This window comes from Sinorhizobium medicae (genome assembly GCF_007827695.1).
In the GTDB taxonomy this organism is placed as follows: Bacteria; Pseudomonadota; Alphaproteobacteria; order Rhizobiales; family Rhizobiaceae; genus Sinorhizobium; species Sinorhizobium medicae.
Genome location: NZ_VITA01000007.1, coordinates 121,695 through 136,234 on the forward strand (window position 1 = coordinate 121,695; position 14,540 = coordinate 136,234).

Consider the following 14,540-nt stretch of genomic DNA (forward strand, 5'->3'; position numbering starts at 1 on the left):
CGATGCGGTGCTGCGGGAGAGGCTCTCAAGCGGAGCGCCCGTGCGCATATTTCCGGCTGCTCAGGCCGCCAGCATCTTGTTGACCTCGTTGACGAGGTCGCGCAGGTGGAAAGGCTTCGAAAGGACCTTGGCGTCTTTCGGCGCCTTGGAATCCGGGTTCAGCGCAACAGCGGCAAAGCCCGTGATGAACATCACTTTCAGGTCGGGATCGAGTTCGGTCGCGCGACGCGCGAGTTCGATGCCGTCCATTTCCGGCATCACGATATCGGTCAGGAGCAGCGAAAACGGTTCTTCGCGAAGCCGGTCATAGGCGCTGGCGCCGTTGTCGTAGGAAAGGACCTTGTAGCCAGCCTTTTCCAGCGCCTTCACAAGGAAACGGCGCATGTCGTTGTCGTCTTCGGCAAGGAGGATTTTCGCAGTCATATTCAGCCGTGGCTACTTCTTCTGGATACTGGTGAATTGCGGCAGCTCAGCAAACCGCAACATGGTAAATATCTGGTGAACGGGAGCAAACATGCCCTTTGACCAGCGGGCGGCCACTATGGACACAGAGGCGACCAACTGGCAACATGATCTGATAGCAAGAACCGGACATGGTAAAAAGGGTTCCGATGGGGGAAGCGGTTGAGTGGGCGTTTTTCGAGGTTCTGGAACCCGCAAGCCAGCGGATACCTCTCGTTTTCAACTCCCCGCATAGCGGCCGGCATTATCCCCAGTCCTTTCTCGACCAATCGCGGCTCGATCCGCATTCCATCCGCCGTTCCGAAGACCATTTTGTCGACGACCTCTTCCGCAGTGCCACCTTTCTCGGCGCGCCCTTGCTCCGGGCTCATTTCCCACGGGCCTTCCTCGACGTAAACCGCGAACCCTACGAACTCGACCCGCGCATGTTCGAAGGCGCCCTGCCACCCCACGCCAACATCAGTTCCATGCGCGTCGCCGGCGGCCTCGGCACCGTTCCGCGCCTCGTCGCCGAGAATATGGAAATATATCGTGGCCGTTTTCCGGTCGAGGAGGCGCTAGAGCGGATCGAGACGATCTACAAGCCCTATCATGCGATGCTCCGAAAGCTGATCGCCCGTACCCATGTCCAGTTCGGGATGTCGATACTCATCGATTGCCATTCGATGCCGGGCAACGTGCATCTTCCGGGCAGCGGGCACCGGCCGGACTTCATCATCGGCGACCGCTATGGAACGAGCGCGGCGGCGGAACTGTCGAGAGTTGCGGTGGAGCTGCTTGAACAGCTCGGCTATGCGGTCGCGCGGAACAAGCCCTATGCCGGCGGCTTCATCACAGAACATTACGGCCGCCCGACGCGCGGGCTGCATGCGCTGCAGATCGAAATCAACCGCAGTCTCTACGTCGACGAGGCAACGCTGATCAAAAAGCCGGGATTTGCGGCTCTCGAGGCCGACCTCGCGACCTTCATCGCGGCGCTCGCGCGGCACGTCGAGGACTTCAGCGCCTATCTGCCACTGGCCGCGGAGTAGCCGCGCGCAGCGGCTGTGCACGATCCGCAGCCCTATCGCCACCCGTGCTCAAAAAGAACCGCGCCAATGGCGCGGTCAAGTCTAGGGAGGAAACACCCAAGGAGGGTATTTGCAGCCACGAGTGACTGCATGCGGAGGATATTGCTGCAGTGCACAATTGTCAAGATTCGAAGATGCAGACTTTGGTATCGGCCGATCTGCCTGTCGTTTCCGATTGATCGGGAACTGTGGGCGTGAGCCCGGTCGTTGCCTTTCGCTGAATTTCGGCTATTCAGGTCGGAACTCCTCTCTCTCAGAGAACGACATGCTGCCAGACCGCTCCTTTTTCGATCGCCTCGCCGATGCCGCCAAGGCCGAAACCATGCCGCGCTTTCGCGTCGGCACGAGTGTCCTGAACAAGCTCGAAGGCGGCTTCGACCCGGTTACGGAAGCCGACAGATCGGCTGAGGCATCGATTCGCGCGCTGATCGAGAGCAGCTTTCCGGACCATGGCATCCTCGGCGAGGAGCACGGCAATATCGGCCTCGATCGGGAGCTTGTCTGGGTCATCGACCCGATTGACGGGACCCGCGCTTTCATCTCGGGCCTGCCCGTTTGGGGCACGCTGATCGGCCTCTACCGCAACGGCAAGGCCATCATGGGGCTGATGGACCAGCCATTCACCGGCGAGCGCTATTTCGCCGACGGCGAGAAGGCGCTTTATCGCGGCCCGGACGGAGAAAGGGTGCTCGCCACGCGGCCCTGTCACGCGCTTTCGGATGCTGTCCTGTTCACGACTTCTCCGCATCTTTATCAGGGAGCGCTCAAAGAGCGCTTCGAGACATTGCAGGCGAAGGTGCGGCTCTTCCGCTACGGCTGCGATTGTTACGCCTTCGCCTTGCTTGCCGCCGGCCATGTCGATCTCGTCATAGAGTGCGGCCTGAAGCCCTACGACGTCGGCGGGCTCATCCCTCTGATTGAGCAGGCGGGCGGCATCATCACCAATTGGCAGGGCGGACCCGCCGAGATGGGCGGCGAAATCATCGCCGCCGGCAGCCGTGAAGTGCATGCGCGGGCGCTGGAGGTGCTCAAGGGGGATTAGGGCTTTTCCAGTCGGCACGAAAGGCACTAAGCCTCTTCCAGCTGCCGAGGCAGGGAGCCGGGGTCCTCGGCGTCCGCACCGGGCAGGAAAGCGAAGATTGCGGCCATCGCCTGGGCGCGATAGCGGTCGGCCTCCTGCAGGAGTTCGTGCCGCGCACCGTCGATCGGGATCAAATGCCCCGCGCGGAAATTGCTTGCGAGATATTCGACCGGGACATAGGGCACCAGCCTGTCGGCGGTCGGTGCGAGTATGACGGTCGGTATGGTGATTCTCGTCAGATGTTCGTGTCGGAGTACACGCCGCATAGTTGCGAAGGCTTCGCTCAGCCAGCGGGCTGTAGGTGGGCCGACCCGCAATTGAGGACGCGCATCGATGAGTGCCAGGTTGCGGCGGTAGCGGCGGTCATCCGAGGTCAGTACATTGCCCTTGAACTGCGCGCGTTTGTCCCTGTCGGCACTCAGCGGCAGCCTTCCAAGACCGAGCAACCGCATGATGGTCGCGATGGCCGCGATACCCCGTTCGCTGATCGCCTGACCGCCCAGGCCGACGAAGGGGGCGAGCAGAACCATTCGGTCTATGCGGCTTGCAAGCATGGGGGCGAGCGACAGGGCGACGAGCGCGCCCATGGAATGGGCGACGATCGAGAAGGGCAGGCGGGTGTCGGGCAGGACGATTTCATCGAGAAATCTCGTCAGATCGCGCTCGTAATCGGCGAAATGTTCCACATGCCCGCGGGTCCGGTGCGGCGAAAGCCGTTCGGAGCCGCCCTGTCCGCGCCAGTCGAAGGTCGCAACCCAGAAGCCGGCCGCCATGAGCTCGCCGATCGTTTCGAAGTATTTCTCGATCGACTCATTGCGGCCCTGCAGCAGCACGATCGTGCCGCGAATGACGGGCGCTCGCGACTTGAACACCGCGTAGCGGATCTTGCGCTCATCGGCCCCGTCGAAGAAGCCTACCACGGGATCGCCTGGAAGCGGATTTTGCGGCATCGACTGGAGGAGCGTGGTCATGGGAGCGTGGTCATGGAGGCGCGCGTTCATAGGGCCTGGGCCAGTAGCAACATACAGTAGGGATAGGCGGCGGCCCGCCGCCCGTCAAAGAAAAAAGCCGGAAACGGTGGATGAAATCCGGACGATCACCGTTTCCGGCCGCTGAAGGGAGAAGGGACATGTCACTTCAGCCCTGGGGAGACCCCAGTATCTTCCTTCTATCCGAGGGCTGCTGAACGGCGCCCGAACCCATCGTTCATCTATTGTTCAGGAAGGCTGCATGTGCTCCCTCTTGAACTGTTGCGGCGGCGTTCCCATGTCTTCAGCGCGGACGCCGAACAAGGGTCCGTTCACCGGTCGAGCCACAGCCGGAACGGGGTGGCAGGCCAGATATCGCAACCGTTGCTCTTATGGAGGACGACACCATGCGTCACTTTGATTTTTCTCCCCTCTACCGCTCCACGGTCGGCTTCGACCGCCTTTTCACCATGCTCGATAGCCTTGGTCAGCCGGATCAGTCGCAGACCTATCCGCCCTATAATATCGAGCGTACCGGCGAAAATGCCTATCGCATCACCATGGCTGTCGCCGGATTCGACGAAAGCGAGCTCTCTGTCGAAGCGCGCGAAAACACACTGACGATCAAGGGCGAAAAGAGCGAGGAAAAGGGTGAGGAAACCCAGTTTCTCCATCGCGGTATAGCCAAGCGCGCCTTCGAGCGCCGCTTCCAGCTTGCCGACCACGTCGAGATCAAGTCCGCTTCTCTGAAGAACGGCCTGCTCCATATCGATCTTCTGCGTGAGATCCCCGAAACGGCCAAGCCTCGCCGCATCGAGATCAGCGCGGCAGCCTCGCAGCCGAAGCAGATCGAGGCGCAGACCGCCTAAGTCGCCGCATCGACATCGGAAAGAAAAAGACGGCGCTCGAAAGGGCGCCGTTTTCGATTGCTCAGGTGAGCGTTGCCGGAACAGCGGCTCCCTCAAGCTCTGTCGTCTTGGCGGCATAACGCTGCGCGAGCACGGCACAGGCCATAAGCTGGATCTGGTGGAACAGCATGACAGGCAGGACGATCATGCCGATGTCCTGTCCCGCGAAGATCGCGCTCGCCATCGGAATGCCGCTCGCAAGGCTTTTCTTCGATCCGCAGAAGGTGATGGCGATTTCGTCGGCCCGGTCGAAACCGAGCAGCCGGCTGCCGAATATGGTGGCCACCAGGACGAGCGCGAGCAGGACGAGCTCGATGGCGATGAGGACCGCCAGGTCGGTCATTGTGAAGACGTGCCACAGGCCGGCCGTGACAGCCTGACTGAAAGCCAGATAGACGACCATCAGGATCGAGCCGCGGTCGACCGGCGCAAGCAGTTTCTTGCGGGCGCGGATCCAGCCGCCGATCCAGGGCTGCAGGAACTGGCCTGCGGCGAAGGGTGCGAGCAATTGCAGAAGGATCTGTTCGATCGCGTCGAGCGATACGCCCCCGTGTCCGCCGGCCGAGAAGATGACGCCGACGAGAAGCGGCGTCAGGAACACGCCGAAAATGTTGGACGCCGATGCCGCGCAGACCGCTGCCGGGACATTGCCGCCGGCCATCGATGTGAAGGCAATGGACGATTGTACGGTCGAGGGCAGAACACAAAGGAAGAGGATGCCGGTATAAAGCGACGGCGGCAGAACCCACGCCGGGACGAAACCGATCAGGAGCCCGAGCAGGGGGAAGAGCGCGAAGGTCGACAACAGGATCGCCAGGTGCAGGCGCCAATGTAGGAAACCGGCGATCACGACGTCGCGTGAAAGCCTTGCGCCATGAAGAAAGAAGATCAGGCCGACACCGATCTTGGTTGCGACGGCGAACCAGTCCGCCGCTGCGCCGTCGATAGGCAGGACCGCGGCGAGAGCGACCGTGAGCAGCAGCAGGATGGTGAAAGTATCTGGGAGATAGCGGCGCATGTCGGATCTTCGAGCAAAAGGATGCTTGCCGAGAAAGCGCATTGTGAAGCAGGATGCAAGAAATAACAGCTATTGCGAATTAGGATAAGCGGTGCTGGATCTCGTGCAATTGCGCAGCTTCGTGGCGCTCGAACAAATGGGAAGCTTCACGCTGGCTGCGGAAAAACTTGGCCTCGGCCAATCCACCGTCAGCCAGCATATCCAGCGGCTCGAAGCGGCACTCGGCCGCAAGCTTGTCACGCGCGATACGCATCGCGTTTCGTTGACGGCCGACGGAGAGGCGCTTCTCGGCTATGCCCGTAAGATGCTCGCAATCGACAGCGAGGTGGAGGCTCTTTTTGCCGAAAGCAGCCTGCGCGGCCGCTTGCGACTGGGCGTTTCCGAGGATTTCGTCACCAGCAGGCTCCCGGGTGTTCTGGAGGATTTCGTACGCACCCATCCGTCGGTCGATCTGGAACTGACGGTCGCGCTCAGCGGGGTGCTGTACCAGATGCAGGACAATGGCGAGATCGACCTCGTGCTGGCCAAGCGGCGTCTCGGCGATGCGCGGGGACAGCTTGTCTACCGCGAGCCGCTGGTGTGGCTCGCGCGCGATCCGGAGCGGATCCTCCGTGATCGGACGTTGCCGCTCATCGCCTTCCCGCCGCCGAGCATCACGCGCAGCGTCGCGATCGAAACGCTCGACCGTCATCGTATCCCATGGAGAATCGTCTGCACCTGCGGAAGCCTGAGCGGGTTGACGGCCGCGGCGCGCGCCGGCATGGGCATTCTCGTCCAGCCGCGCAGCATGGTGCCGCAGGGTCTCAAGGAATTGCCGGCCGGAAACCTTCCGCCGCTTGAAGACGTCGAATTCGTGCTTGTGCCGAGCAAGGGCGCCGACCGCAAACTGATCGCCGCACTCTCCAGCGAGATCCTTTCGAAGGTTCGTGCGCTCTAGAGCCTTTCCTGCTTTATATGGATAACCTCTGATCAGCAGGCGGCGACGAAGCGGTCGACATCCTCGGCGCGCGTCGCAAAGCTGGTGACGAGGCGATAGAGCCCTTCATTGTCCGCCAGGCTGCCCTCGAGATCGTGCGGCACGTCCCAATCGTAAAAAAGGGCGCCCTGCTCCCGCAGCCGGCTCGCCGCCTCTCGTTTCAGCACGACGAAGACCTCGTTGGCATCCGGCGTCCAGGCAAGCCGGCTCTCCGCCGAGGCAGTGATGCCGTCGGCGAGGCGCCGCGCCATTGCGTTGGCTTGACGGGCGAGATCGAGCCAGAGATCTCCGGTGAGATATGCGTCGAACTGGGCGGCCACGAAGCGCGATTTGGAGAAAAGCTGGGCCGATCGCTTGCGCAGGAAATGCATCTGCTGCGCCCTGGACCGATCGAAGAGGACCAGCGCTTCGGCGCACCAGCAACCGTTTTTGGTGCCTCCGAAGGAGAGGAGGTCGACGCCGCGTTTCCAGGTCATCTCGGCGGGTGTCGTTCCGAGGCTGACCAGGGCGTTGGCGAAGCGAGCGCCATCCATGTGCAGCGGCAGTTCGTGGGCTGTGGCGACGGAGCCGATCGACTCGATCTGGTCGAGCGGATAGACGGTGCCGCTCTCGGTTGCCTGCGTGAGAGTCACCGCCATCGGCTGCCCGCCATGGACGTTCTCCTTCGGGAACCGGCGGATCCCGGCCTCGAGTTTCGCCGGATCCATTCTGCCGCGCTCGCCCCCGACCGGGCAGAGTCTTGCACCATGCGAGAAGAATGACGGCGCGCCGCACTCATCGACGTTTACATGCGCCTCGCGGTGGCAAAAAGCGATGCCGCCCGCCCGATTGGCGCTCGAAAGCGCAAGAGCGTTCGCGGCAGTTCCGGTGCCGACGAAAAATACCGCAACGTCCTTTTCGAAAATCTCCGAAAATTTCTTCTCGACCGTCCGGTCGAGTTCGCTCGTGCCATAGGCGGACGCATAGCCTGCCGCATGCGTCACCAGACTCTCGGCAATCGCCGGATGGGCGCCGGCCCAGTTGTCGGAGGAGAAGATCATCGTGAAGTTATCCTGTTTGTATCCAGCCACGCGGGCGCGACAAGTGCGTCGGCGCGACCATAGCCGAGTCCCGACGGCAAGCAAGCGGCTGCGCCCTGTCGTTTGCCACCTTGCAGTGCCAACGGAGACCAGTTTGAAACCAAAATAAAGAAAGCGTCGGATCCTGGTAATTAAATTTCAAAACTGCGCAATTTCCGGCAATGTTCAGCAAAATCTCTGTCACTATTTGCGGCGAAGGCCCTTGCGAAGGTGGGCGCTTTCTGGCATAGAGCGCATGAAATAGGACAGGTTTGCTGTCCTATTTCGGTCTAGGGGCCGGAGCAATCGCCGGAAGGGTCGTGCAAAACGGCAACCGGCGTGGTGCGCGAGGGGTTTCGCCGGATTTCATCCGGTCGTTACGCCTTGGCGTCAGGATGGTCGCGGACATCAGTGCCTGACGAGCCGCGCTTCATTTGCGACCTGATCAGGATCATGCGACGATAACGCCCCGGCTTGCCACCGTGCGAAAGCGCCATGCGGCAATTGCGTGCGGGCCGCGGTATGCCCGGAACTTCCGGGTTCAACAGGAGGGAAAACGATGACGGGTCATTCGCCATCACGACAGATTGGGCTCAACCTCGCACAAGACGCTGCGACGGTTGTGAAAACGCCCGCATTCTCCTCCGGACTGCCGCGAAAACAGGGGCTCTACGATCCGCGGAACGAGCATGATGCCTGCGGCGTCGGCTTCGTCGCGCATCTCAAGGGTGAGAAGTCGCATCAGATCGTGCGCGACGGCCTCTTCATGCTCGAAAACCTGACCCACCGCGGCGCGGTCGGTGCCGATCCGCTGATGGGCGACGGCGCCGGCATTCTCGTCCAGATCCCGGACCGCTTTTTTCGCGAGGAGATGGCGAAGCAGGGCGTTACGCTGCCGAAGGCTGGCGAATATGCCGTCGGCTATCTCTTCATGCCGCGCGACGAGAAGCTTATCGCCCACTTCAAGGACGTGATCAGCGAAGTCGTGGCCGAGGAAGGCCAGATTTTGCTCGGCTACCGTGACGTGCCCGTCGACAATTCGTCGCTGTCCAAGGCGCCGGACATCGCCGCGACCGAGCCGCATCATGTCCAGGTGTTTATCGGCGCCGGCCGCGAGGCAGCCACGAAAGACGAATTCGAGCGGCGGCTGTTCACGCTCCGCAAGGTGATCTCCAACCGCATCTATGCGGAGGCGGACGGGGACGATCTCGGTTTCTATATCGTGTCGCTGTCGACGTCGACCATCGTCTACAAGGGCATGTTCCTCGCCTACCAGGTCGGCGCCTATTACAAGGACCTCGCCGACGAACGCTTCCAGTCGGCGGTTGCGCTCGTACACCAGCGTTTCTCGACCAACACCTTCCCGTCCTGGAAGCTCGCGCATCCCTACCGCATGGTCGCGCATAATGGCGAGATTAACACGCTGCGCGGCAACGTTAACTGGATGGCGGCACGGCAGGCATCCGTTTCCTCGCCGCTTTTCGGCGATGACATATCCAAGCTCTGGCCGATCTCCTATGAGGGCCAGTCGGACACGGCCTGTTTCGACAATGCGCTCGAGTTCCTCGTGCGCGGCGGCTATTCGCTCTCGCATGCCGTGATGATGCTGATTCCCGAAGCCTGGGCCGGCAACCAGCTCATGTCGCAGGAGCGCAAGGCCTTTTACGAGTATCACGCGGCGCTGATGGAGCCGTGGGACGGGCCTGCGGCGGTCGCCTTCACCGACGGCCGCCAGATCGGCGCGACGCTCGACCGCAACGGCCTGCGCCCGGCGCGCTATATCGTCACCAGCGACGACCGCGTCATCATGGCGTCGGAGGCCGGCGTACTGCCCGTCGCCGAGGAAAAGATCGTCAAGAAGTGGCGGCTTCAGCCCGGCAAGATGCTTCTGATCGACATGGAAGAGGGCCGAATCATTTCCGACGAGGAAGTGAAGTCGTCGCTCGCCGGCAAGCATCCCTACCGCCACTGGCTCGACAATACCCAGCTCATCCTCGAAGAGCTGAAGCCGGTCGAACCGCGGGCGTTGCGCCGCGACGTCTCGTTGATCGACCGGCAGCAGGCCTTCGGCTACACGCATGAAGACACGAAGCTCCTGATGTCGCCCATGGCGACGACCGGTCAGGAGGCAATCGGCTCGATGGGAACGGACACGCCCATCTCGGCAATGTCCGACAAGCCGAAGCTGCTGTACACCTATTTCAAGCAGAACTTCGCCCAGGTCACCAACCCGCCGATCGACCCGATTCGCGAGGAACTGGTGATGAGCCTCGTCTCCTTCATCGGCCCGCGCCCGAACATCCTCGATCATGAGGGCATGGCACATGCCAAGCGGCTCGAGGTCCGCCAGCCGATCCTTACCAATGGCGACCTGGAGAAGATCCGTTCGATCGGTCACACCGAGGAACGTTTCGACACCAAGACGCTCGACTTCACCTACGACATTACCCGCGGTGCCGAAGGCATGCCGGAGATGCTCGATCGTCTCTGCGAAAGGGCGGAAGCGGCAGTCAAGGGCGGCTACAACATCATCGTGCTTTCGGACCGGCAGATCGGCCCGGACCGCGTCGCCATTCCGGCGCTGCTTGCCACCGCGGCCGTTCACCACCACCTGATCCGCAAGGGCCTGCGTACGTCGGTCGGCCTCGTCGTCGAATCGGGCGAACCGCGCGAGATACACCATTTCTGCCTGCTTGCCGGCTACGGTGCGGAGGCGATCAATCCCTATCTCGCCTTCGACACGCTCGTCGACATGCACAAGCGCGGCGAGTTTCCGAAAGAAGTCGACGAAAAGGAAGTCGTCTACCGCTATATCAAGGCGGTCGGCAAAGGCATCCTCAAGGTCATGTCCAAGATGGGCATCTCGACTTATCAATCCTATTGCGGCGCGCAGATCTTCGACGCCGTCGGCCTTTCCTCCGAACTGGTCGACAAATACTTCTTCGGTACGGCGACGACGATCGAAGGCATCGGCCTCGAGGAGATCGCCGCTGAGACGGTCGCTCGCCACAAAGCCGCCTTCGGAAGCGACCCGGTGCTTGCCAACACGCTCGATATCGGCGGCGAATATGCCTACCGCATGCGCGGCGAAAGCCACGCCTGGACTCCGGATGCCATCGCCTCGCTCCAGCATGCGGTGCGCGGCAATGCCGAGGACCGCTATCGCGAGTTCTCCGCCATGATGAACGAGCAGGCGAGCCGCATGAACACGATCCGCGGGCTCTTCACGATCAGGGACGCCGAGGCAGCCGGCCGCAAGCCGATCCCTGTCGAGGAGGTCGAGCCGGCGTCGGAGATCGTCAAGCGCTTCTCGACGGGAGCGATGTCCTTCGGCTCGATCAGCCGCGAGGCGCACACGACGCTGGCGATCGCCATGAACCGGATCGGCGGCAAGTCGAACACTGGCGAAGGTGGTGAGGAGAGCGATCGCTATCTGCCGCTGCCGGACGGTTCGACGAACCCGGAGCGATCGGCGATCAAGCAGATTGCCTCGGGCCGCTTCGGCGTCACGACGGAATATCTGGTCAATGCCGACATGCTGCAGATCAAGGTGGCGCAGGGTGCAAAACCCGGCGAAGGCGGCCAGTTGCCGGGTCACAAGGTGGACGCGACCGTCGCTAAGACGCGGCATTCCACGCCGGGGGTCGGCCTGATCTCGCCGCCGCCGCACCATGACATCTATTCGATCGAGGATCTGGCGCAGCTGATCTATGATCTGAAGAACGTCAATCCCGAGGCTGACGTCTCGGTCAAGCTGGTTTCGGAAGTCGGCGTCGGTACGGTTGCGGCCGGCGTCGCCAAGGCGCGCGCCGATCACATCACCATTGCCGGTTTCGACGGCGGCACCGGTGCTTCGCCGCTGACCTCGCTGAAGCATGCGGGCAGCCCCTGGGAGATCGGCCTTGCCGAAACGCAGCAAACCCTGGTGCTCAACGGTCTTCGCTCCCGCATCGCTCTGCAGGTCGACGGAGGTCTGAAGACCGGCCGCGACGTCGTCATCGGGGCACTGCTCGGCGCCGACGAATTCGGCTTCGCCACCGCGCCGCTGATCGCGGCCGGCTGCATCATGATGCGCAAGTGCCATCTGAACACCTGTCCTGTCGGCGTCGCCACACAGGATCCGGTGTTGAGGAAGCGTTTCAAGGGCACGCCCGAGCATGTCGTCAACTACTTCTTCTTCGTTGCCGAGGAAGTGCGCGAACTCCTCGCATCGCTCGGTGCAAGAAAGCTTGACGAGATTATCGGTGCCTCGGACCTGCTCGAACGCGACCGGATGATCGAGCACTGGAAGGCGAGTGGCCTCGACTTTTCGAAGATCTTCCACAAGGTGGAGGCTCCGAAGGAAGCAACCTATTGGACCGAACGTCAGAACCATCCCATTCAGGATATTCTCGACCGCAAACTGATCGAGAAGGCGAAACTGGCGCTGGAGACCAAGGTGCCGGTCGCCTTCGAGGCCGAGATCAAGAATGTCGACCGCTCGGCCGGCGCGATGCTTTCGGGCGCCCTTGCCAAGCGTTGGGGCCACAAGGGGCTGAAGGACGATACGATCCACGTGACCCTCAAGGGCACTGCGGGCCAATCCTTCGGCGCGTTCCTCGCCCGCGGCATCACCTTCGACCTCGTTGGTGACGGCAACGACTATGTCGGCAAGGGGCTCTCGGGCGGACGCATCGTCGTTCGGCCGCCGCAGAACGCGCGGATCGTGCCGCATCAGTCGATCATCGTCGGCAACACCGTGCTTTATGGCGCGATTTCCGGCGAGTGCTACTTCAACGGCGTGGCCGGCGAACGCTTCGCGGTGCGAAACTCTGGTGCCATCGCGGTCGTGGAAGGCGTCGGCGATCACGGCTGCGAATATATGACCGGAGGCGTCGTCGTCGTTCTCGGCGGCACCGGCCGCAACTTCGCGGCCGGCATGTCGGGAGGGGTTGCTTACGTGCTCGACGAGGAGGGCGATTTCGCCCGGCGCTGCAACATGGCGATGGTCGAGCTGCAGCCGGTTCCGGAGGAGGACGACATGCTGGAGAAGCTGCATCACCACGGCGGTGACCTCATGCACAAGGGCATGGTCGACGTCTCGGGCGACATGACGCGGCATGACGAGGAGCGGCTCTACCAGCTCATCTCGAACCACCTCCACCATACCGGCTCTGCGCGCGCCAAGGAGATTCTCGACCACTGGACGGACTACCGGCCGAAGTTCCGCAAGGTTATGCCGGTCGAGTACCGCCGCGCGCTCGAGGACATGGAGCGCATGAAAATGGCGGAAGCGGCCGAGTAACCGGCCCGTCGTGAAAACGGCTCCCGGCCCCTCGCCGGGTCAGAGGCCTTCACGCGCGCTTCAGGCGCGCCTGTTGAGATTGAAGATATCAGGATCATAAGATGGGCAAGGTTACTGGGTTTTTGGAGATCGACCGGCAGGTAGCAAAGTACCAACCGGCATCTGACCGCATCCGCCATTTCCGTGAATTCACAATTCCGATGTCCGATCAGGAAGTGCAGAAGCAATCCGCTCGCTGTATGGACTGCGGCATTCCCTATTGCCACGGCCCGACCGGGTGCCCGGTGCACAACCAGATCCCGGATTGGAACGATCTCGTCTATAACGGCAACTGGGACGAGGCGATCCGCAATCTGCATTCGACCAACAACTTCCCGGAATTCACCGGCAGAGTCTGCCCGGCGCCTTGCGAGGAAGCCTGCACGCTGAACCTCGAAGACGTGCCGGTTGCGATCAAGACGGTCGAGCAGGCGATTGCCGATAAGGCCTACGAGATGGGCTATATCGTGCCCCAACCGGCCGTGACCAAGACCGGCAAGAAGGTCGCCGTCATCGGGTCCGGACCGGCCGGCATGGCGGCTGCCCAGCAGCTGGCGCGCGCAGGCCACGAGGTGCATGTCTACGAACGAGAGTCCAAGCCTGGCGGGCTGCTGCGTTACGGCATCCCGGATTTCAAAATGGAGAAGAACTTCATCGACCGCCGTGTCGACCAGATGCGGGGCGAAGGCGTGACGTTCCATTGCGGCGTCAATGTCGGCGTGGAGGTGGCCATGCAGAAGCTCGTTGATGAAAACGACGCCGTGGTTTACTGCGGCGGCTCCGAGACACCGCGCGACGCTGGCATTCCAGGCGTGGAGTTCGTCGGCGTGCACGACGCCATGCCTTATCTGGTGCAGCAGAACCGCCGGATCGGCCGCGAAAATATCGACAGCGTGGGCTGGCCGTCCGAGCCGATCCTGGCCGGCGGCAAGCACGTCGTCGTGGTCGGCGGCGGAGACACGGCATCCGACTGCGTCGGAACCGCCTTCCGCCAGGGCGCCGTCAAGGTGACGCAGCTCGACATTCGTCCGCAGCCGCCGGAAAAGGAGGACAAGCTCGCCGTCTGGCCCTTCTGGGCGACGAAGATGCGCACCTCCTCCAGTCAGGCCGAGGGTGCGGTTCGCGAGTTCCAGGTTGCGACGCTCGAATTCGTCGGCGACGAGGACGGCAACCTGACCGGGGTCAAATGCTGTCAGGTCGACGAGCGTCGCAAGCCGATCGCCGGTACCGAGTTCATCATCAAGGCCGATCTTGCCTTCATCGCGATCGGTTTCCGTGGCCCCTTCGCAGATAGCGTGCTCAAGGACCTCGGCGACAAGCTGACGCTCAACACCGACCGGCGCGGTTCGACCAATGTCGTTGCCGATGATCGCGACTACAGGACTTCGGTCGACAAGCTGTGGGCGGCGGGCGACATTCGCCGCGGCCAGTCTCTTGTCGTCTGGGCGATCCGCGAAGGCCGGCAGGCGGCACGCGCGATCGACGAGGCGTTGATGGGCTCGACGGTGCTGCCGCGGTAGTTCAGGCGGGCGTCTCCCGACGCGCACCCTTTTTGGCCATTAGACTGTGCCTTCCTGCGACGCCCTCACCCGAGGATGACGGGCTTGAGGTGGGGCGCCGACCTTGAGGATGCGCATCAAGGCGAGAGACAAGGCCGGGGTCGTATTCGGCATAAG

Annotated in this window: 10 protein-coding genes; 6 read left to right on the forward strand and 4 right to left on the reverse strand. The window is 62.3% G+C overall.

The window, feature by feature from the left end:
* Positions 1–60 precede the first annotated feature (60 nt).
* Positions 61–423, reverse strand: coding sequence for a response regulator CpdR1 (gene cpdR1 / locus FB009_RS14195; protein ID WP_003531148.1), 363 nt, complete (start codon positions 421–423; stop codon positions 61–63).
* Positions 424–611: 188 nt separating this feature from the next.
* Here cpdR1 and FB009_RS14200 point away from each other — a divergent pair, with 188 nt between their 5' ends.
* Together FB009_RS14200 and hisN are read left to right on the forward strand one after the other, a co-directional pair.
* Positions 612–1,493, forward strand: coding sequence for an N-formylglutamate amidohydrolase (locus FB009_RS14200; RefSeq protein ID WP_012066934.1), 882 nt, complete (start codon positions 612–614; stop codon positions 1,491–1,493).
* Positions 1,494–1,797: 304 nt separating this feature from the next.
* A complete protein-coding gene (gene hisN, locus FB009_RS14205) occupies positions 1,798–2,574 on the forward strand; it encodes a histidinol-phosphatase (RefSeq protein WP_024310999.1) in 777 nt (258 codons plus the stop codon).
* A 26-nt stretch (positions 2,575–2,600) separates the two neighbouring features.
* Here hisN and FB009_RS14210 read toward each other — a convergent pair whose 3' ends face one another.
* The gene (locus FB009_RS14210) at positions 2,601–3,584 is read right to left on the reverse strand and encodes an alpha/beta fold hydrolase (protein ID WP_024310998.1); all 984 of its coding nucleotides are present in this window, start codon (positions 3,582–3,584) and stop codon (positions 2,601–2,603) included.
* Between the two features lie 404 nt (positions 3,585–3,988).
* Here FB009_RS14210 and FB009_RS14215 point away from each other — a divergent pair, with 404 nt between their 5' ends.
* A complete protein-coding gene (locus tag FB009_RS14215; protein WP_012066931.1) occupies positions 3,989–4,450 on the forward strand; it encodes an Hsp20 family protein in 462 nt (153 codons plus the stop codon).
* A 61-nt stretch (positions 4,451–4,511) separates the two neighbouring features.
* Here the strand turns inward: FB009_RS14215 and FB009_RS14220 are convergent, their stop codons facing one another.
* Entirely contained in the window at positions 4,512–5,507 is a 996-nt protein-coding gene (locus tag FB009_RS14220; protein WP_018011543.1) for a bile acid:sodium symporter family protein, read from the reverse strand.
* Positions 5,508–5,598: 91 nt separating this feature from the next.
* On the opposite strand from FB009_RS14220, the gene FB009_RS14225 reads away from it, so the two are divergent.
* Positions 5,599–6,444, forward strand: coding sequence for a LysR substrate-binding domain-containing protein (locus tag FB009_RS14225; RefSeq protein WP_012066929.1), 846 nt, complete (start codon positions 5,599–5,601; stop codon positions 6,442–6,444).
* A 32-nt stretch (positions 6,445–6,476) separates the two neighbouring features.
* On the opposite strand, the gene FB009_RS14230 is transcribed toward FB009_RS14225, so the two are convergent.
* Entirely contained in the window at positions 6,477–7,523 is a 1,047-nt protein-coding gene (locus tag FB009_RS14230) for a threonine aldolase family protein (protein ID WP_012066928.1), read from the reverse strand.
* A gap of 577 nt (positions 7,524–8,100) precedes the next feature.
* Here FB009_RS14230 and gltB point away from each other — a divergent pair.
* Positions 8,101–12,825: a glutamate synthase large subunit gene (gene gltB, locus FB009_RS14235; RefSeq protein WP_012066927.1), complete on the forward strand. Its 4,725-nt coding sequence runs from the start codon at positions 8,101–8,103 to the stop codon at positions 12,823–12,825.
* Positions 12,826–12,926: 101 nt separating this feature from the next.
* Positions 12,927–14,384 carry a glutamate synthase subunit beta gene (locus tag FB009_RS14240; RefSeq protein ID WP_012066926.1) on the forward strand — a complete coding sequence of 486 codons (1,458 nt, stop codon included), beginning with the start codon at positions 12,927–12,929 and terminating at the stop codon, positions 14,382–14,384.
* The last annotated feature ends 156 nt before the right edge of the window (positions 14,385–14,540 follow it).